The 18898-nt window shown below is 62.1% G+C and carries 16 protein-coding genes; 11 read left to right on the top strand and 5 right to left on the bottom strand.

All coding sequences use genetic code 11. The annotated features are described in order from the left end of the window. Nucleotides 1-106: 106 nt before the first annotated feature. Nucleotides 107-3361: a DNA translocase FtsK gene (locus L1073_RS14990; RefSeq protein ID WP_425531592.1), complete on the bottom strand. Its 3255-nt coding sequence runs from the start codon at nucleotides 3359-3361 to the stop codon at nucleotides 107-109. A 292-nt stretch (nucleotides 3362-3653) separates the two neighbouring features. Here L1073_RS14990 and aat point away from each other — a divergent pair, with 292 nt between their 5' ends. The 3 genes from aat (at nucleotide 3654) to infA (ending at nucleotide 5525) form a co-directional block, all read left to right on the top strand. Beyond that, entirely contained in the window at nucleotides 3654-4379 is a 726-nt protein-coding gene (aat, locus tag L1073_RS14985; RefSeq protein WP_246900533.1) for a leucyl/phenylalanyl-tRNA--protein transferase, read from the top strand. Further along, a complete protein-coding gene (locus L1073_RS14980; protein WP_246900531.1) occupies nucleotides 4376-5131 on the top strand; it encodes an arginyltransferase in 756 nt (251 codons plus the stop codon). The genes aat and L1073_RS14980 overlap by 4 nt, the downstream gene beginning before the upstream one ends. A 175-nt stretch (nucleotides 5132-5306) precedes the next feature. Further along, on the top strand, nucleotides 5307-5525 hold the full coding sequence (gene infA / locus L1073_RS14975; RefSeq protein WP_246900576.1) for a translation initiation factor IF-1: 219 nt from the start codon (nucleotides 5307-5309) through the stop codon (nucleotides 5523-5525). Between the two features lie 115 nt (nucleotides 5526-5640). Here infA and clpA read toward each other — a convergent pair whose 3' ends face one another. Further along, the gene (gene clpA, locus L1073_RS14970; RefSeq protein ID WP_246900529.1) at nucleotides 5641-7902 is read right to left on the bottom strand and encodes an ATP-dependent Clp protease ATP-binding subunit ClpA; all 2262 of its coding nucleotides are present in this window, start codon (nucleotides 7900-7902) and stop codon (nucleotides 5641-5643) included. A gap of 111 nt (nucleotides 7903-8013) precedes the next feature. Continuing rightward, nucleotides 8014-8349 carry an ATP-dependent Clp protease adapter ClpS gene (gene clpS, locus L1073_RS14965; RefSeq protein ID WP_246900527.1) on the bottom strand — a complete coding sequence of 112 codons (336 nt, stop codon included), beginning with the start codon at nucleotides 8347-8349 and terminating at the stop codon, nucleotides 8014-8016. Between the two features lie 286 nt (nucleotides 8350-8635). On the opposite strand from clpS, the gene L1073_RS14960 reads away from it, so the two are divergent. From L1073_RS14960 to aceA, 8 genes are all read left to right on the top strand, one after another. Further along, a complete protein-coding gene (locus tag L1073_RS14960; protein WP_246900525.1) occupies nucleotides 8636-9238 on the top strand; it encodes a pseudouridine synthase in 603 nt (200 codons plus the stop codon). After that, nucleotides 9235-9684: an NUDIX hydrolase gene (locus tag L1073_RS14955; RefSeq protein ID WP_246900523.1), complete on the top strand. Its 450-nt coding sequence runs from the start codon at nucleotides 9235-9237 to the stop codon at nucleotides 9682-9684. The genes L1073_RS14960 and L1073_RS14955 overlap by 4 nt, the downstream gene beginning before the upstream one ends. A gap of 107 nt (nucleotides 9685-9791) precedes the next feature. After that, on the top strand, nucleotides 9792-10946 hold the full coding sequence (mnmA, locus tag L1073_RS14950) for a tRNA 2-thiouridine(34) synthase MnmA (RefSeq protein ID WP_246900521.1): 1155 nt from the start codon (nucleotides 9792-9794) through the stop codon (nucleotides 10944-10946). Then, the gene (hflD, locus tag L1073_RS14945) at nucleotides 10943-11587 is read left to right on the top strand and encodes a high frequency lysogenization protein HflD (protein ID WP_246900519.1); all 645 of its coding nucleotides are present in this window, start codon (nucleotides 10943-10945) and stop codon (nucleotides 11585-11587) included. Before mnmA ends, hflD begins: the two co-directional genes overlap by 4 nt. Nucleotides 11588-11633: 46 nt before the next feature. Beyond that, entirely contained in the window at nucleotides 11634-12998 is a 1365-nt protein-coding gene (purB, locus tag L1073_RS14940) for an adenylosuccinate lyase (RefSeq protein ID WP_246900517.1), read from the top strand. Between the two features lie 194 nt (nucleotides 12999-13192). Continuing rightward, a complete protein-coding gene (locus tag L1073_RS14935; protein ID WP_246900516.1) occupies nucleotides 13193-14401 on the top strand; it encodes a cupin domain-containing protein in 1209 nt (402 codons plus the stop codon). Continuing rightward, nucleotides 14394-14819, top strand: a complete 426-nt coding sequence (locus tag L1073_RS14930) for a GNAT family N-acetyltransferase (RefSeq protein ID WP_246900514.1) — start codon at nucleotides 14394-14396, stop codon at nucleotides 14817-14819. The genes L1073_RS14935 and L1073_RS14930 overlap by 8 nt, the downstream gene beginning before the upstream one ends. A gap of 301 nt (nucleotides 14820-15120) precedes the next feature. Further along, complete coding sequence (aceA, locus tag L1073_RS14925; RefSeq protein ID WP_246900512.1) at nucleotides 15121-16431, top strand: isocitrate lyase; 1311 nt, start codon at nucleotides 15121-15123, stop codon at nucleotides 16429-16431. Nucleotides 16432-16540: 109 nt separating this feature from the next. Here the strand turns inward: aceA and asd are convergent, their stop codons facing one another. Both asd and leuB read right to left on the bottom strand, forming a co-directional pair. After that, on the bottom strand, nucleotides 16541-17656 hold the full coding sequence (gene asd, locus L1073_RS14920) for an aspartate-semialdehyde dehydrogenase (protein WP_246900510.1): 1116 nt from the start codon (nucleotides 17654-17656) through the stop codon (nucleotides 16541-16543). Between the two features lie 56 nt (nucleotides 17657-17712). Next, complete coding sequence (leuB, locus tag L1073_RS14915) at nucleotides 17713-18792, bottom strand: 3-isopropylmalate dehydrogenase (RefSeq protein WP_246900508.1); 1080 nt, start codon at nucleotides 18790-18792, stop codon at nucleotides 17713-17715. Between the last annotated feature and the right edge of the window lie 106 nt (nucleotides 18793-18898).

Raw genomic sequence — 18898 nt, 5'->3', positions numbered from 1 at the left:
CGTTATACGGTGTGACGCCGCCTCGGGGGAAAAAGTTGCGCCGCTCAGGGCGACATCCACCGTCCTTGCACTTTTTACTGGCATCGAGGCGCTTGCTCGAGCGCATTCAATGATCGGCGGCGGGCGGCGATGCCAACACTTCGCGGGCCCCGTTGGTGCCCATCGACGACACGACACCTGCCGACTCCATGGCCTCGACCAGGCGTGCGGCCCGGTTATAGCCAATCTTGAAACGACGTTGTACCGCCGAGATCGAGGCACGGCGTGACTCGGTAACGAATTGTACGGCTTCATCGTAGAGTGCATCCCGCTCGGGATCGTTGTTTTCAGCACCTTCCGACTCGAGACCGGTCAGGGCATCCGCCGAGACGCCTCCCGAAAGAATTTCATCGACGTATTCCGGTTCGCCTCGCCGCTTCCAGTCTTCGACGATGCGGTGCACTTCATCGTCATCGACGAACGCGCCGTGCACGCGCGTCGGCATGCCGGCACCGGCCGGCAGATAAAGCATGTCGCCGTGACCGAGCAGGTTCTCCGCTCCGCCCTGATCGAGGATAGTGCGTGAATCGACCCTGGAGGACACCTGAAACGCCATGCGCGTGGGAATATTCGCCTTGATCAGACCAGTCACTACGTCGACCGAGGGCCGCTGCGTGGCGAGGATCAAATGAATCCCCGCAGCACGGGCCTTTTGCGCCAGACGCGCGATGAGCTCTTCGACCTTCTTGCCGACGATCATGAACATGTCAGCGAATTCGTCGATCACGACCACGATGTAGGGCAGCTTCTCGAGCACCGGAGGCTGCTGATGCATCTCCCACGGCTGCGGCTCCCAAAGCGGATCGGCGACCTGAGCGCCATGACGCTCGGCCTCGTCGAGTTTGGCGTTGAAGCCCGCCAGATTACGTACGCCCATCGCTGCCATCAGCTTGTAGCGTCGCTCCATTTCCGCCACGCACCAGCGCAGCGCATTGGCGGCTTCCTTCATGTCGGTGACCACGGGCGCCAGCAAGTGCGGGATGCCATCGTAGACCGACAGCTCCAGCATCTTGGGGTCGACCATGATCATGCGCACCTCGTCCGGCGTCGCCTTGAGCAGCATCGAGATGAGCATGGCATTGACGCCCACGGACTTGCCCGAGCCGGTCGTCCCGGCCACCAGCAGGTGTGGCATCTTGTTGAGGTTGGCGACCACCGGGTTGCCGCCGATATCCTGCCCCAGCCCCATGGTGAGCGGAGAGTCGGCCTGCTGATAGACATCCGAGTCGAGCACTTCACGCAGCCGGATCATGGCGCGGTTGGGATTGGGAATCTCGATCCCCACCGTGGGGCGCCCGGGGATGATCTCCACCACGCGTACGCTCTTGACCATCAGCGAACGCGCCAGGTCCTTCGACAGGTTGCTGATCTTGGAGACCTTGACCCCGGCGGCGGGCTTGATCTCGAAGCGCGTGATCACCGGGCCTGGCCAGGTGTCGACAACCTCGGCCTTGACCCCGTACTCACGCAGCCGCGTCTCCAGAAGCTCGGCCATGTCGGCCAGTTGCTCATCGGTATAGTTGGGCTTTTGTTCACCGGTAGGCGTCAACAGCCGCAACGTGGGCAATGCCCCTTCTGGCTCGGTCGAAGGGACGGCCTCGGGACGCTGGTTCTGTAAGTGCTCCACCGTCCACAACGCGGGGGTCTCATCACCGCTCGCCGGCTCTCTCATGGATGGCTCGGTAGCGCGCACATCGTCCGTCTCACCCGGCGCTTTTTCCATTGCACCACGCACAGGCGCCTGCGGTGTGGCCGCTCGCTCGTCTTCAACGGCATCGGGCTCGGCGTCGGGCATCGTTGAGGAAGAGGCTGATGATGCAACGGACGAGCCGTCGTCCAAGGCGTCGTCGTCCCAACTGATGCGCGGACGCGTTTGCGCCGGCTCTTCTTCGGGAGTGGGCGCTTGCGGCGATGCAGGGGCTTCAGCAGAGGTCGGCGAGACCGAATGCCCCTCGCCCTCACTGGTCGTGTGAGGCGTTGCCACCTCGACGTCGTCATCGTCACGGCGTGCCTGGATACCCCACTCACCGAGCGGTACATCGTCATCGTCGTCGGCCGTCAGCGGTTCCGGTATGGGTTCGGGAATACGCCGCCGGGTGACATCGGCACGCATCGCCGCCGTGGAGCTGGCATCCGTTTGAGACGGCGTCTGAGACGACGTATCGGGCGTCTCAGAGGCAGGCATCGAGGGACGAGGTTCCTCGCTCTCGCCAGGTTCGTGGCGAGACTCGTCATGCGACGCGGTAGAAGTGGCCGCATGGCGCTGTGGCGTATCAGAGGTAGCGGAACCGTCGCGCTCATCATCGGCACGTTGGCGGGCCGTATAAGCGGCATCCGGACGCTTGGCTGAAGGCGTGTGCTCGGGAACATCCCAGGGAATATCGGTCTTGCCGTCATTGCGCCACGCTGATGTCCCGAGCGTGGGCTCGGCGGTCTCGAAGGACGGTTCCACACGGCGTTCACTGGCCGTCGCATACGACGGCTCCGCGGTCGCGCCCGCCAGTTGAGGGGCACGCCGTGACGCCCGCCAGCGCTGCCACCACGAAGGGCGTTTTTCCTCATCCGCCGGCGCCTCGTCTTCCTCCGATGCCGCACCAGCCTCGGCGGCATCCATGTCATCATCGTCATAAGCATCGCGCCGTTGGGCCAGACGCTGTCGACTGCCGTGCCACTTGGCGATGCTCCACGCCAGTAGGCGATACATACCACGCCCCAGTTCATCCATGACCGCCAGCCAGGTCATGCCGGTGAACAGGGTAAAGCCGCACATGAAGGCGACCAGCGACACCAGGGTAGTACCCTGCACGTTGAGCAGTGGCTGTAGCGCACCGACCAGCCCTTCGCCGAGAATACCGCCCACCGCATAGGGCAACTCGCTGTCGGGATGATAGAAATGCAGCGCCCCCAAGGTGGTCGTGCTCAGCAATAGAAGTACCAGGCCGCTGGTGCGTACCGAAAGCGCCGTCGGGTCCCAGGCGATATTCACTTCCCGCGCACGCAGCATCCGCCAGGCCGCGAAGCCGAACATACCCGGCCACCACAGAGCGCTGGCACCGAACAGCGAATACAGCACATCCGACAGCCACGCTCCCACAGGGCCCATCCAGTTATTGATCGTTTGATCGGGGCCACTATGTGACCAGCCAGGATCTCCAGGCACATAGCTGAAAAGCGACAACAGGAGAAAGACACAGATGGCCAGCAGCACGATGGCCGCGCCTTCGCGCGTCACCCCCTGCAAATGCATCACGACCCGGCGTGCCTGCTCCTTGGCCTGGGACGCCGTTTGTCCGCGCTCGTTGCGTTTTCCATTGACACTCAAGTAACCATCCCCCTTGCGCCACGTATGGCGAGGTCTAATGTTGCCGACACTGCCCGACGCGTGCCGTCCCTGTCATTCACGTGCGAGAGAACGGTTCGCATCTCATCCGATGGGCTTTTCTGGTTTGCCATCATACCCACCCCATGCGCTGCGTCACAGGGGAAAAACCACACCTCGCATTGTCGCGAAAGGGCGACGCCACGCGGCCGGCAGGCGAAGCGGGTAGTTATCGATCCCGCACCTGGAGTACGCTGAAACTCCCCTTGGACGATATCAGCAGAGACGCGTGCCCATGTTGCCTTGGCTACCTCCTCACCGGGTCGGTTTTCCACCCGTCGAACAAACGTTACGCGAGCCTGACGGACTGCTTGCTGCCGGTGGCGGGCTCTCCCCGGACTGGCTGCGCTGCGCCTATCGACGCGGCATATTCCCATGGTTCGCACCAGGCGAACCCATCCTGTGGTGGAGTCCCGACCCGCGCCTGGTGTTGTTCCCCGACGAGATCCATGTGCGCCGCAGCCTCGCCAAGCGCCTGCGTAACGCTGGGTTCACGGTGACCTTCGACCACGCTTTCCGTGCCGTCATCGACGCCTGCGCCGCGCCGCGCGATGACCACGCAGGCACCTGGATCACCCCGGAGATGCGTCATGCTTACTGCCGTTTACATACCGAAGGCGTTGCTCATTCGGTGGAAGTATGGCGCGATGGCAAACTGGTCGGCGGACTCTATGGCATCGGTCTGGGCGGCGTATTTTTCGGCGAATCGATGTTCAGCCGCATCGCCGATGCGTCGAAAGTGGCACTGGTGCATCTTGCCCGGCATATGGCGGTACACGGCGGACGCTTGATCGATTGCCAAGTGCATACGCCCCATCTGGCCAGTCTTGGCGCACGCAGCATCGCCCGCTCAACGTTCATCGACTATCTTGACCAGTATGCAGAGGGCTGCGGGGCACCGATGCTGTGGCCGTCCTCTACGCCCCATCACCTCCCAGTCGAAGAGCCGAAGCCAACGTGAGCAGCAACACGCCGTCCCAACTCACGCGAGATCTGCGTTTCTTCCTCACGGTCCCGCATGGATGCAGCTATCTACCGGACCGCGAAGCGACCACGCTATTTCTGGACCCTCAGGAACAGCCCGGTCAAGGCGTCTACGACGCGCTGTCGTTGCTGGGCTTTCGGCGCAGTGGCCGACATCTCTACCGCCCCCACTGCGAGGGATGCCGGGCCTGCATTTCGGTGCGTATCCCGGTGCAAGATTTCACCGCCTCCCGTACGCAGCGCAAGCTGATGTCGCGCAACGCCGACCTCGAAACACGCATCCGGCCGGCAGCTTTTCACGAAGAACATTATGCACTTTACGCACGCTACATTCGTACCCGCCACGCCGATGGCGACATGTTCCCGCCCAGCCACGAGCAATACCGTACCTTCCTGACCCTGGATCACCCCTACGCTCGCTTGATCGAGTTTCGCCTGGAAGACCAGTTGCTCGCCGTGGCGGCGACGGACCTGCTGAGCCATGGCGTATCGGCGATCTACACCTTCTTCGACCCAGGCCTGGAATTCCAGCGCCGCTCTCTCGGCACCTATTCGATTCTTCATCAGATCGAGCTCGCGCGCCGGCTCGAACTCCCCCACGTCTACCTCGGCTACTGGATTCGTCAGTCTCGCAAGATGCGCTACAAGCAGGATTTTCAGCCTCTAGAATACCTCGATGGTCGATATTGGCGGCGCCGAATCCCCCTGGCCGATACTCCCTTGTCATAACGATAGCGCAACATCATGCACATGATTTTTGCCTTAACCCTCGGCATGCGGCAGAATATCGGGCTATCTTCAAAACCGATGCTGGCCACGGTCGGTAATGAGTGCTGGCAACGGCAATGCAGATCGTGGCGCACTGTCGAAGAAGCTTTCAACGCAATACGAGGAAACGCCTAATATGGCACGTGAAGACCATATTGAAATGGAAGGTGTCGTAGTCGATACCCTTCCCAACACCACGTTCCGAGTCGAACTGGAAAACGGTCACGTCGTGACGGCCCACATCTCCGGCAAGATGCGCAAGAACTATATCCGCATTCTGACCGGCGACAAGGTCAAGGTCGAGCTGACCCCATACGATCTTTCAAAGGGTCGCATCGTCTACCGCGCCCGCTGAGCCACCCTAACGGCGCACTCGCGCTGTTGGCCTGTCACTGCGCCCCACGAAAAACGCCCCGTCATGACGACAGGGCGTGAAGCGTGCGGCGTTACGGGCATGAGCAGAGGGGCCCTCAAGCCACGGCCGCCTCCGTCTCCAGGTGAAGCTCGCCTTCCTCGAGGGTGACATGCACCACACCGCCGTGCTCGGCGAGATCGCCGAACAGAATCATCTCGGCAAGCGGCTTCTTGAGCTTCTCCTGGATGACACGCGCCATCGGACGCGCGCCCATTTCAGGATCGTAACCCTCCTCGGCAAGCCAGGCTCGCGCCGATTCGTCGACGTCCAGTTGAACGCGTTTCTCGTCGAGTTGCGCCTGTAGTTCGACCAGGAACTTGTCGACCACGTTGCGCACCACCGAGGGTTCCAGACCGTGGAACTGGATGATGCCATCCAGGCGATTGCGGAACTCGGGTGAAAAGGTCTTGCGCAACACTTCCATGCCATCCGTGGAGTGATCCTGGGTCTGGAAGCCGATGGAGCGACGCGCAATCTGCTCGGCCCCGGCATTCGACGTCATGACCACGATCACATGGCGGAAGTCGGCCTCGCGACCGTTATTGTCGGTCAGACGGCCATGGTCCATGACCTGCAGCAGCAGGTTGAAGACCTCGGGGTGCGCCTTCTCGATCTCGTCGAGCAACAGCACGCAATGCGGCTGCTTGGTGATCGCCTCGGTCAGCAAGCCGCCCTGGTCGTATCCCACATAGCCAGGAGGCGCGCCGATCAGACGCGAGACGGTGTGGCGCTCCATGTACTCGGACATATCGAAGCGCACCAGCTCGATGCCCATCAACTGCGACAACTGGCGTGCCACCTCGGTCTTGCCGACGCCGGTCGGACCCGAGAACAGGAAGCTCCCCACCGGCTTGTCGGGCGATTTCAGACCGGCACGCGACAGCTTGATTGCCGCCGAGAGGCTGGTGATAGCTTCATCCTGACCGAACACCAGCATCTTGAGATCGCGCTCGAGATTCGACAACAGCTGGCGATCCGAATTGGAGACACTCTTCGGCGGAATCCGCGCGATGGAGGCGACCACCGCTTCGACCTGATCGACATCGATGGTCGAGACGCGCATTTCCGGCGGCAGCAATCGCTGATGCGCCCCCGCCTCATCGATCACATCGATGGCTTTGTCCGGCAGGAAACGATCGTTGATATAACGGTCCGCCAGGCGTACTGCGCTATCCAGCGCCCCATCGGTGTACTTGAGCGCATGATGCTCCTCGAAGCGCCCACGCAGCCCCTTGAGGATGCGAATGGTGTCGTCCACCGTCGGCTCGGGCACGTCGACTTTCTGGAAGCGCCGTGCCAGGGCCCGATCCTTCTCGAAGATGCCGCGATATTCCTGGAAAGTAGTCGAGCCGATGCAACGCAGTTCGCCCGAGGACAACAACGGCTTGAGCAGATTGGAGGCATCCATGACGCCACCCGATGCCGCGCCGGCCCCGATCACGGTATGAATCTCGTCGATGAACAGGATCGCGTTGGGCTGTTTGCGCAACTCGGCCAGCAGCCCCTTGAGCCGCTTCTCGAAGTCCCCCCGATATTTGGTGCCGGCCAGCAAGGTGCCCATATCCAACGAGTAGACGACACCGTCGCTGATCACATCGGGGACGTCCTCCTCGACGATCCGCTTGGCCAACCCTTCGGCGATGGCGGTCTTGCCGACACCCGCCTCGCCCACCAGCAGCGGATTGTTCTTGCGCCGCCGCGCGAGGATCTGAATCACGCGCTCGAGTTCGTGATCGCGCCCGATCAACGGATCGATCTTGCCCAGACGGGCCTGTTCGTTGAGGTTGGTGGCATAGCCCGTCAGCGGATGAGGGCTCCCCTCCGACACGGCCTCTTCGGCCTCTTCACTTTCATGCGAGGAGGGAGACTGGCCATGTCCGGCGACCTTGGAAATGCCATGCGCGATGTAATTCACCGCATCGACGCGCGCCACATTCTGTTGCTTGAGGAAGTAAACGGCCTGGCTTTCCTGCTCGGAGAAGATCGCCACCAGGACGTTGGCCCCCGTGACTTCCGATTTCCCCGAGGATTGTACATGGAAGACGGCACGCTGCAGTACGCGCTGAAAACCCAGCGTGGGCTGCGTTTCACGATCTTCCTGATCGTCGGGAATCAACGGGGTAGTGGAATTGATGAAGTCCTGTAGATCGGCGCGCAGCTTTTCGAGATTGGCGCCGCAGGCTCGCAATACATCGGCCGCAGAGGCATTGTCCAACAACGCCAGCAGCAAATGTTCCACGGTCATGAACTCATGGCGCTTGGATCGCGCCACGGTGAAGGCCGTGTTTAGGGTGAGTTCAAGTTCTTTGCTCAACATGGCAATCCCCTTTTAGCCGCCTATGGCGTCTGTCGGCACTTTCACAATCGGGCACAAACGGAGGTTATGCAAGTGCTACCTTGGACCGCGATCCAACGCAGTAGTGCCGCTTCAGTCCGCCTGATCGATATCGCACAGTAACGGATGCTGGCATTCGCGTGCGTACTCATTGACTTGATGACATTTGGTTTCCGCGATATCACGGGTGAATATGCCGCAAGTCGCCTTGCCATGCGTATGCACGACAAGCATGACCTGCACGGCTTTCTCCCGCTCCAACGCAAAGAAGGTTTGCAGCACCTCGACGACGAACTCCATGGGAGTGAAGTCATCGTTGTGCAACACGACCTTGTACATCGGCGGCTTGGCCAGCTCCGGGTCCGCCGATTGGACCGATACGTCGCCCTCCGGGTCTTCGTGGGGATCCTCGCCGGGCGGTCGCGTCATACCAAGGATGACCGCCTCATCAGGCGCTCGGTGTACGAATGGGCTTGCTGATTCAAACATAGATGGAAATGTCCGTAAGTGCGCGCCGGATAGGCAGGACGACGCTCCCGAAGGCAAGCACCGCTGCCTATCGCCGGTTCATTCAATGTGCGGTCGGCAGGGCATGGATGCAAGGTAGGCGCCATGAAAAAGCCCGTGCCTGATAGCGTTAAGTATGGCATCGCGCCCCGCGTGCGGAGTAGGCTTTGCCTATAGCCGCCGCTTGTCGAAAGGCCCGAGACCGCCCATGAGTTCACTTTATCTGCTGCATAAACCTTATCAAATGCTCTCGCAGTTTACCGATACGCAAGGTCGGGCAACGCTCGCCAGCGTCATCGATGTTCCCGGCATTTATCCCGCCGGGCGGCTCGATTACGACTCGGAGGGCTTGCTCCTGCTGACTGACGACGGCGCCCTGGCGCACCGCATCAGCCATCCGCGCCACAAGCAGCCCAAGACCTACTGGGTGCAGGTCGAGGGCGAGCCCGAGGAAGCGGCCCTGCATGCACTTCGTCGCGGCATCACGCTGAAGGATGGCCCGACGCGTCCCGCCCAGGTGCGACGCCTCGAGGCGTCCGGTATCGCAGGCATCGCTCCGCGCCAGCCGCCGGTACGCCACCGCAATGCCATTCCCACGGCCTGGCTCGAAATCGTCCTCGGCGAAGGCCGCAACCGACAGGTACGCCGCATGACCGCGCATGTCGGCTACCCTACGCTGCGTCTGATTCGCGTCGCCATCGGCGCCTGGCACCTCGACGATCTGGCGCCGGGCAACTGGCGCAAGGAAACCCTGCATGCTCCGCGCCGCAAGGCCTCTACACCGGTCAGGCGCCACCGGAGTCGTCGATGAGCCGTTGGACACCGCACGTCACCGTTGCCAGCGTCGTCGAGCGCGCCGGCCGTTACCTCCTCGTCGAGGAGGACAAGGGCGGCCCGTTCAGCCTCTTCAACCAACCCGCCGGCCACCTCGAGCCCGGTGAGCGCCTGACCCAGGCCGCCGAACGCGAAACCCGCGAGGAAGCCGCCTGGCACATCACGTTGACCGGCTATCTGGGGCTTTATGTGTATACCGCGCCCGACGAGGTGACGTTTCACAGCCACGCCTTCGTGGGGATTCCCCTGGCGCACCTGGGCAATACGCTGGATAGCGGCATCGTCGCCACGCATTGGCTCACGCTCGACGAAATCGAGGCACTGGAGCGTGCGCACCGTCTGCGCAGCCCCCTGGTGCTCAAGCGCATTCGCGACGCCATCGCTGGACGCCAGTTTCCGCTCGATGTGATTCACGACCGCTGATGGCTCACTTCACAAGCGCTGATGGCTCAAGCTCGAAGCACCAAGCCAGTTTCAGGTATAATAGCGCCCCGAACAGCAATCCATCCTCAACCCATTCGAGAGTGACCATGTCTCACGCTACGGAATCCTCCGCCACGGGGGCCGCTACCGCGTGCAAAGTCATCGTCGGCATGTCGGGCGGCGTCGACTCGTCCGTGACCGCCCTCGTCCTGCTGGAGCAGGGCTACGAGGTCGAAGGCCTGTTCATGAAGAACTGGGACGAGGACGACGGCACCGAGTACTGCACTGCCAAGGACGATCTTGCCGACGCCCAGGCCGTGTGCGACAAGCTCGGCATTCGGCTGCACACCGCGAACTTCGCCGCCGAGTACTGGGATAACGTCTTCGAGCATTTTCTCGCCGAGTACAAGGCCGGCCGGACACCCAATCCGGATATCCTTTGCAACCGCGAGATCAAGTTCAAGGTATTCCTCGAATACGCCGAAATGCTCGGCGCCGAACGCATCGCCACAGGGCATTACGTGCGCAACGCCGAGCGCGACGGTCACGTGCGCCTGCTCAAGGGCCTGGATGCCAACAAGGACCAGAGCTACTTCCTGCACGCCGTGCCGGAAGTCGCCATCGCACGTACGCTGTTCCCGGTCGGTGAGATGGAGAAAAGCGAGGTCCGTGCCATCGCCGAGCGCCATGGCCTGGCCACCGCGCGCAAGAAGGATTCCACCGGTATCTGCTTCATCGGCGAGCGCCGCTTCGGCGACTTCCTGAAGCAGTACCTGCCCGCGCAGCCCGGCACGATCGAAACGCCCGAGGGCGAGGTCATCGGCGAGCACATGGGGCTGATGTATTACACCCTCGGCCAGCGCCAGGGCCTGGGCATCGGCGGGCTGCCCAACCATCCCGACGCGCCCTGGTATGTGGCCGCCAAGAATCTCGAACGTAACGTCCTGGTCGCCGTGCAGGGCAAGCACCATCCGCTGTTGTACACCGACAGCCTGAGCACCGAGCCCGTGGAATGGGTCGCCGGACAACCGCCGGCACCGCAGGCACGTCTCCAGGCCAAGACCCGCTACCGTCAGCAGGACGTCACCTGTCAGGTGCGCGTACTCGAGGACGGCGGTGTCGAAGCATTCTTCGACGATCCCCAGCGCGCCGTCACGCCGGGCCAGTCGCTGGTGCTCTACGAAGATGATATCTGCCTGGGCGGCGGCGTCATTCGCGAGACATGGAACCGACACGCGCGCCAAGGAGACAACGCCGCATGACGCCCACCCCGATCCAAAGCGCACCACAAAGCGCCGTCGCTCGCCAGGCGCTGGCATTAGCCGGCGTCTTCCAGGCCGCCGCTGTGGTCGATGAGATGGCACGTACCGGGCAGTGCGACGAACGCGCCTGGAACACGCTGCTTCATGCCACGCTAGAGACCAACCCGGAAAGCTTCGCGGCCATCTACGGCGGTCACCACAACAACCTGCGCCTGGGCATTGATACCCTCAGCGCAGTGATGGATCGCCAGCGCAACGATCCCGCCGTGATGCGTTACGGCTTCTCGCTGGTGCTGCTGATGCAGAAGCTGCGCAAGGACGATGCCATGCTGGCCTCGCTGGGAGAGCGCCTGACGCGCGTTCAGGGTCAGGCCGAGCACTTCGGCGAAACCCATGAAAACGTGATCGCCAGCCTAGGTCAGCTTTATCAGGACACCTTGTCCACGTTTCGTTACCGCATCGTCGTGCAGGGCGATCCCAGCTTGCTTCAAAGCCGAATGATGCCAGAACGCGTGCGCGCCGCCTTGCTGACAGGCGTACGCTTCGCCCTGCTCTGGCACCAGCAAGGCGGCCGCCGCTGGAAGCTGTTGCTTCAGCGTCAGTCCATCAAGAAATCACTCAATGCCCTCGACGACCGCTGACGGTCTTCGCCGCGCGATTCGATTCACGACTCGGAAGACGACATCCATGGAACTTTCCGCTCTCACCGCCCTATCCCCCGTCGATGGTCGCTATGGTGCCAAGGCCGTCGCCCTGCGCGAGCATTTCAGCGAGTACGGCCTGATTCGTGCCCGCGTAACCGTCGAAGTCCGCTGGCTGGAACGCCTCGCCGCACATCCGCAGATCACCGAGGTCCCACCACTATCGGCACAGGCCACGGCCTTCCTCGGCCAACTGGTGAGTGAGTTTTCGGTCGCCGACGCCGAGCGCATCAAGGATATCGAGCGCACCACCAACCATGACGTCAAGGCGGTGGAATACTTCCTCAAGGAAAAGGTCGCCGACTTCCCGGAACTGCATGCGATCACCGAGTTCATCCACTTCGCCTGCACCAGCGAGGACATCAACAACCTCTCCCACGGGGTGATGCTGCGTGGTGGTCTCGACACCCTGCTACCCACGCTGCGCGAGATCGTCACCGCGGTCGAACACCTGGCCCATGAGCACGCCGAGCAACCCATGCTCTCGCGCACCCACGGCCAGACCGCCAGTCCCACCACGCTGGGCAAGGAAATGGCCAATGTGGCGTATCGCCTGCGCCGCCAGCTCAAGCAGATCGAGGCCGCCGAGATCCTCGGCAAGATCAACGGCGCGGTGGGCAACTACAACGCTCATCTCACCACCTATCCGGAAATCGACTGGGTCGCGAACGCCCGCACCTTCGTCGAAGGGCTGGGGCTGAGTTTCAACCCCTACACCACGCAGATCGAACCGCACGACTACATCGCCGAGCTGTTCGACGCCATCGCGCGCTTCAACACCATCTTGATCGACTTCGATCGCGACGTCTGGGGCTATATCTCGCTGGGTTACTTCAAGCAGAAGACCGTCGAGGGCGAGATCGGCTCCTCGACCATGCCGCACAAGGTCAATCCCATCGATTTCGAGAACTCCGAGGGCAATCTCGGGCTCTCCAACGCCCTGCTCGGCCATCTCGCCGAGAAGCTGCCAATTTCCCGCTGGCAACGCGACCTGACCGATTCCACGGTGCTGCGCAACCTCGGCGTGGGGCTGGCGTACGGCCTGATCGCTTATCAAGCCACACTCAAGGGCGTCAGCAAGCTGGAAGCCAACCCGGCCCGCCTCGACGAGGATCTCGATCAAAACTGGGAAGTCCTCGCCGAGCCGATCCAGACCGTGATGCGCCGCTACGGGATCGAAAAGCCCTATGAAAAGCTCAAGACCCTGACGCGCGGCAAACGGGTCGACCAGGCCGGATTCGCGGCCTTCATCGACTCTCTGGAACTGCCCGACGACGTCAAGGCCGAACTCAAGGCGCTGTCCCCGGCGGCCTACATCGGCAATGCCGCCGAACAAGCGCGCGGACTGTAGGCTGGAAGCTGGAAGCTGGAAGCTGGAAGCTGGAAGCTGGAAGCTGGAAGCTGGAAGCTGGAAGCTGGAAGGCAGCATGAACTCGCCACCTAAGGCATCAAGTCTTTTCTTCCAGCTCCGGGCAAAGCCCGGCTCTTCGAGCTTCACACTATGGCCCGATTGCTCATTCATCCCTTTCGAGTCCCAAGATCCTTATGTCAACCGATACGCCCCTCGTGATACTCGGCGGTTTGACCGCCGCCGAGTTCCTGCATGACTACTGGCAGAAAAAACCGCTGCTGATTCGCGGCGCCTTCGCCGATTTCGAGTCACCGCTCGCACCGGAGGAACTCGCTGGCCTGGCCTGCGAAGACGGCATCGAGGCCCGGCTTGTCGAGGCAAATGGTCCCGACAAGCCGTGGCAAGTCAGCCACGGGCCTTTCGATGATGCCACCTTCGCACGCCTGCCCGACCGGGAATGGACCCTGCTGGTCCAGGCCGTCGATCATTACGTGCCCGAAGTAGCAGCGCTACTCGAAGCCTTCGACTTCCTGCCGCGCTGGCGCCTCGACGACGTCATGGTCAGCTACGCGCCGCCCCAGGGCAGTGTCGGCCCGCATGTCGATAGCTATGATGTCTTCCTGCTCCAGGGCAGCGGTCAACGTCGCTGGCAACTCGGTGGCGAGCAGCCCGACGATGCCCCCATCGTCTCGGGCATCGACCTGCGCATGCTCGAACGCTTCGAGGTCACTCCCGGCGAGGACTGGGTGCTCGAACCCGGCGACATGCTGTATCTGCCGCCGCGCATCGCTCATCACGGCGTCAGCCAGAGCGCCAACTGCATGACCTATTCGATCGGCTTTCGCGCGCCGTCCACCGACGAGATCATCACTTCTTTCGCCGACTATCTCGGTGAAATGCAGCCTGACACCTCGCGCTACACCGACCCGGACCTGCGCCCCATCGAACACGCCGGCCGTCTCGATGACGACGCCATCGCGCGCCTGCGCACCTTGATGCTCTCGGTGATCGACGACCCTGAGCAGATGACGCAATGGTTCGGGCGGGTGATGACCCAGCCCAAGTATGCCGACCAGCTCGCGCCTCTCGAGACGCCGCTGGGCAGCGATGTCATCGCCGAGGCGCTGGCACAAGGGCGCTACCTGGAACGTGCCCTGGGCTCGCGCTTCGCGTTTCATGAAGATAACGGCCACACCACGCTGTTCGCGGATGGCGACGGCCATGCCTGCCCGTCAGGGCTCGCGCGTCTGCTGGCCGACACCACGCCACTGCATGCCGCCACGCTGGCCACACACCTGGACGATCAGGCCCTGACACTGCTCGCCGAGCTGGTCAATCGTGGCAGCCTCCACTGGCAAGACGAGACGCAGGAAGACGAAACTCAGGACAACGGCGATGAGTGAGTGGCAGGTCACCAGCGGCGATTGGCAGACGCTGGGCTCGGCGTGCGGCGCGATCCGCAAGGTCGTATTCATCGAGGAGCAAAGCGTCCCCCAGGCGGAAGAATGGGATGGCCGCGACCCGCAGTGTCTGCATTTCTTGCTGCATGTCGATGACCGCGCCGTGGGCACGGCGCGCCTCTTGCCGGACGGCCATATCGGACGCGTGGCGATTCTCGAGGAAGCGCGCGGCCAGGGGCTTGGCCTGTATCTGATGGAAGCGACGCTGGTGGCGGCCCGCGAAGCCGGCCACCACGTCGTGCATCTGGATGCACAGACCTACGCGATCCCCTTCTACGAACGTCTAGGCTTTATCGCCCATGGTGATGAATTCCTCGATGCCAATATCCCGCACTACCATATGAGCCTGCATTTTCAATAACCTGCTTTTTCAATAAGTTGTCTCGGGCCTTTCTCACCTCTCGGAAAAACACTACATGACGCCGCGTGATTCAGGCGTCATGTCGTCAAACTACAACGCTTCCTGCGCCTAACTAGCAATTGTTCGCCTCGCTTGTGTGCGTCATATTTTTCGTAAAGCCGAAGTTAAAACGCTTGTTTTACTGCAGCGCAATATCCGCGTCATACCGCGTAGCGCAGCGGAAATGATCGCACTTCGGCTGAACGTGAAATGCCCTATCGGGCACGCTCTGAACGCTCACGACGACCAAGAGGCAAGTGACATGTCCCAGACACGCGAACAGCAAATCGCCGCATTGGAAAAGGATTGGCAAGAGAACCCGCGCTGGAAGGACGTCACGCGTCCGTATAGCGCCGAGGAAGTGGTCAGGCTTCGCGGCAGCGTCAATGAAGCGAATACGCTCGCCACGCTAGGCGCCGAAAAGCTCTGGCGCCTGGTCAACGGCGAGGCCCGCAAGGGCTACGTCAACTGTCTCGGTGCGCTGACCGGCGGCCAGGCCATGCAACAGGTAAAGGCGGGTATCGAGGCGATCTACCTCTCGGGCTGGCAGGTCGCGGCCGACAACAACAGCTACCTGTCGATGTACCCCGACCAGTCGCTCTACCCGGTGGATTCGGTGCCCAAGGTCGTCGAGCGCATCAACAATAGCTTCCGCCGCGCCGATCAGATTCAGTGGCAAAAAGGCGCCAACCCCGACGATAAAGACTTCGTCGATTACTTCGCGCCCATCGTCGCCGATGCCGAGGCCGGGTTCGGCGGCGTGCTCAACGCTTTTGAGCTGATGACGGCGATGATCCGCGCCGGCGCCAGCGGCGTGCATTTCGAGGATCAGCTCGCCGCAGTCAAGAAATGCGGCCACATGGGCGGCAAGGTGCTGGTGCCGACCCAGGAAGCCGTGCAGAAGCTGGTCGCCGCACGCCTGGCAGCCGATGTAGCGGGCACTTCCACTCTGGTCATCGCACGCACCGATGCCAATGCCGCCAACCTGATTACCGCCGACGTGGATGACTACGACAAACCCTTCATTACCGGTGAACGCACCGCCGAGGGCTTCTACCGGGTCAACGCCGGGCTCGATCAGGCCATCGCTCGAGGCCTGGCCTACGCGCCCTTCGCGGACATAATCTGGTGCGAAACCGCCAAGCCGGACCTTGACGAGGCCAAGCGTTTCGCCGATGCGATCCACCGCGAATACCCCGATCAGTTGCTGGCCTACAACTGCTCGCCGTCGTTCAACTGGAAGAAGAATCTAGACGACGCCGAGATCGCCGGCTTCCAGAAAGCCCTGGCCGAGATGGGCTACACCTACCAGTTCATCACCTTAGCCGGCATTCACAACATGTGGTACAACATGTTCGATCTCGCCCATGCCTATGCCCAAGGCGAAGGCATGAAGCATTATGTCGAGAAGGTCCAGCAGCCGGAATTCGAAGCGGCCGAGCGCGGCTACACCTTCGTCGCCCACCAGCAGGAAGTCGGTACCGGCTATTTCGACGACATGACCAACATCATCCAAGGCGGCGTATCATTGGTGACCGCACTCAAGGGCTCCACCGAAGAGTCGCAATTCTAGCGCTAACCTCACACACCAACCCCGGGAAACGAACCCCACAAAACACCAAGGGCGCCATGCGGCGCCCTTGGTATTGTTTTTTCATGTGTGCCGTTACAAGGCGTGCGGTTCAGCGCTGCTCGCGGAGAATGCCTAGCATCCGCTTGAGCGGCTCGGCGGCCCCCCACAGCAATTGGTCGCCCACCGAAAAGGCGGAGAGGTATTCGCCGCCCATGGCCAGTTTGCGCAGGCGCCCCACCGGGACATCCAGCGTGCCGGTGGCGGCCGCCGGTGCCAGGCGTTGCAAGGTCGCGTCCTTGTCGTTGGGAATCACCTTCGCCCACTGGTTGTGCTTGGCCAGACGGTCTTCGATCTCGTCAAGCGGCACATCCTGCTTGAGCTTAATGGTGAATGCCTGGCTATGCGAACGCATCGCCCCGATACGCACACACAAACCGTCGATGGGGATCGGTGAATCGCCGGTAGCGAGAATCTTGTTACTCTCGACACCGCCTTTCCACTCTTCCTTGCTCTGGCCGTTTTCCATCGCCTTGTCGATCCACGGCAACAGGCTGCCGGCCAGCGGCTCACCGAACTGCTCGGTGGGAAAATCGCCGCCACGCATGGCCTGCGTCACCTGACGGTCGATATCCAGGATCGCACTGCCCGGATCCGCCAGCGAGGATGCTGCAGCACCGTGCAGGGCCCCCATCTGGGAAAGCAGCTCGCGCATGTGCTTGGCGCCCGAGCCGGACGCGGCCTGGTAGGTCATGGAGGTCATCCACTCCACCATGTTGGCCTCGAACAAGCCCCCCAGGCCCAGCAGCATCAGGCTGACGGTGCAGTTGCCGCCTACGAACGTCTTGCCGCCGTTGGCGAGACTGCGTTCGATGACATGACGGTTGACCGGATCGAGCACGATCGTCGCCTCGTCCGCCATACGCAGCGTACTGGCGGCGTCGATCCAATAGCCCTGCCAGCCCGCTTCACGCAGGGGCTGGTAGACCTTCTCGGTGTAATCGCCACCCTGAGTGCTCACGATCACATCGAGCGTCTTGAGCGTTTCCAGATCATGTGCGTCCTTGAGGGGCGGTACCTCGACCCCGATGTCGGGGCCCGGCTGACCCACCTGGGACGTGGTGAAGAACACTGGCTCGAGGCCGGCGAAATCGCCATCCTCGTGCATGCGCTGCATGAGGACGGACCCCACCATTCCCCGCCAACCGACAAAACCGACTCTAAGCATGTGTCGTCCTCCTGAAATCTACGAATGGGCGTATGGCCATGATACGTGAGCCGCACTCACTGCGCCTGGAATGCCGCCAACACGGCATCGCCCATCGCCTGGGTCGAGACGGGCGCAGTGCCCTCGAAGGCGATATCGGCGGTACGCAATCCCTGGTCAAGCACCGTGCCCACGGCACGCTCGATACGCTCGGCGAGCACCGGCGCCTCGAGGGAATAACGCAGCATCATGGCCACCGACAAGATCGTCGCCAACGGATTGGCAATGCCTTGGCCGGCAATATCCGGCGCACTGCCATGGCAAGGCTCGTACATACCCTGACGTTGTTCGTTGAGCGATGCCGAGGGCAACATGCCGATCGAGCCCGTCAGCATCGCCGCCGCGTCGGAGAGGATATCACCGAACATGTTGCCGGTAACGATGACGTCGAATTGCTTGGGCGCGCGCACCAGTTGCATGGCGGCGTTGTCGACGTACATGTGCGACAACTCGACATCCGGATACTCCGGGGCCAGGCGCTCCATCACCTCGCGCCACAGGATGGTGGCCTCGAGCACGTTGGCCTTGTCCACCGAGCAGAGCTTGCCGCTGCGCGCACGCGCCATTTCGAAGGCGACCCGGCCAATGCGTTCGATCTCGTGCTCGGCATAGACGTAGGTATTGAAGCCGACTTTTTCGCCATCGCGCTCCTCGATACCGCGCGGCTGGCCAAAGTAGATGCCACCGGTAAGCTCGCGCACGATCATGATATCCAGCCCCGCGACGATCTCCGGCTTGAGGCTCGAGGCCGAGGCGAGCTGCGGATAGAGCAGCGCCGGGCGCAGATTGCCGAACAGGTTGAGGTTCTTGCGCAGGCCCAGCAGGCCTTTCTCCGGCCGCTTGGCCAGATCTTCGATCTTGTCCCATTTGGGACCGCCCACGGCGCCCAGCAATACGGCATCAGCCGCCTTGGCCTGCGCCAGCGTCTCATCGGGCAACGGTACGCCCTGGGCGTCGATTGCCGCCCCGCCGACTAGACCTTCCTCAAGGTCGACGTCCAGCCCCGTCTCGCGGCATGCGTTGAGGATCTTGACCGCCTCGCGGGTGATTTCCGGACCGATACCGTCGCCCGGTAGAACGAGAATCTTGCGACTCATGGCGTACTCTCTCGCTGCTCGACACATCATCGTGGATGACGTGACTGATGGTTCATGGGTGGCCGGCGCCGCGACGCCGACCACGAGAAGATGGGCATTCCCTGCC

This window comes from Chromohalobacter nigrandesensis (assembly GCF_023061285.1).
Classification (GTDB): domain Bacteria; phylum Pseudomonadota; class Gammaproteobacteria; order Pseudomonadales; family Halomonadaceae; genus Chromohalobacter; species Chromohalobacter nigrandesensis.
Note: the sequence above shows the minus strand (reverse complement) of the source record. Positions and strands in the feature narration are given on the sequence as shown.

What these genes read in the sequence shown, in the direction of transcription:
- aat (WP_246900533.1), top strand. Translation starts at nt 3,654, where the DNA reads ATGTTGCCTTGGCTACCTCCTCACCGGGTCGGTTTTCCACCCGTCGAA.
- infA (WP_246900576.1), top strand. Translation starts at nt 5,307, where the DNA reads ATGGCACGTGAAGACCATATTGAAATGGAAGGTGTCGTAGTCGATACC.
- clpA (WP_246900529.1), bottom strand. Translation starts at nt 7,902, where the DNA reads ATGTTGAGCAAAGAACTTGAACTCACCCTAAACACGGCCTTCACCGTG.
- clpS (WP_246900527.1), bottom strand. Translation starts at nt 8,349, where the DNA reads ATGACGCGACCGCCCGGCGAGGATCCCCACGAAGACCCGGAGGGCGAC.
- L1073_RS14960 (WP_246900525.1), top strand. Translation starts at nt 8,636, where the DNA reads ATGAGTTCACTTTATCTGCTGCATAAACCTTATCAAATGCTCTCGCAG.
- L1073_RS14955 (WP_246900523.1), top strand. Translation starts at nt 9,235, where the DNA reads ATGAGCCGTTGGACACCGCACGTCACCGTTGCCAGCGTCGTCGAGCGC.
- mnmA (WP_246900521.1), top strand. Translation starts at nt 9,792, where the DNA reads ATGTCTCACGCTACGGAATCCTCCGCCACGGGGGCCGCTACCGCGTGC.
- hflD (WP_246900519.1), top strand. Translation starts at nt 10,943, where the DNA reads ATGACGCCCACCCCGATCCAAAGCGCACCACAAAGCGCCGTCGCTCGC.
- purB (WP_246900517.1), top strand. Translation starts at nt 11,634, where the DNA reads ATGGAACTTTCCGCTCTCACCGCCCTATCCCCCGTCGATGGTCGCTAT.
- L1073_RS14935 (WP_246900516.1), top strand. Translation starts at nt 13,193, where the DNA reads ATGTCAACCGATACGCCCCTCGTGATACTCGGCGGTTTGACCGCCGCC.
- L1073_RS14930 (WP_246900514.1), top strand. Translation starts at nt 14,394, where the DNA reads ATGAGTGAGTGGCAGGTCACCAGCGGCGATTGGCAGACGCTGGGCTCG.
- aceA (WP_246900512.1), top strand. Translation starts at nt 15,121, where the DNA reads ATGTCCCAGACACGCGAACAGCAAATCGCCGCATTGGAAAAGGATTGG.
- asd (WP_246900510.1), bottom strand. Translation starts at nt 17,656, where the DNA reads ATGCTTAGAGTCGGTTTTGTCGGTTGGCGGGGAATGGTGGGGTCCGTC.
- leuB (WP_246900508.1), bottom strand. Translation starts at nt 18,792, where the DNA reads ATGAGTCGCAAGATTCTCGTTCTACCGGGCGACGGTATCGGTCCGGAA.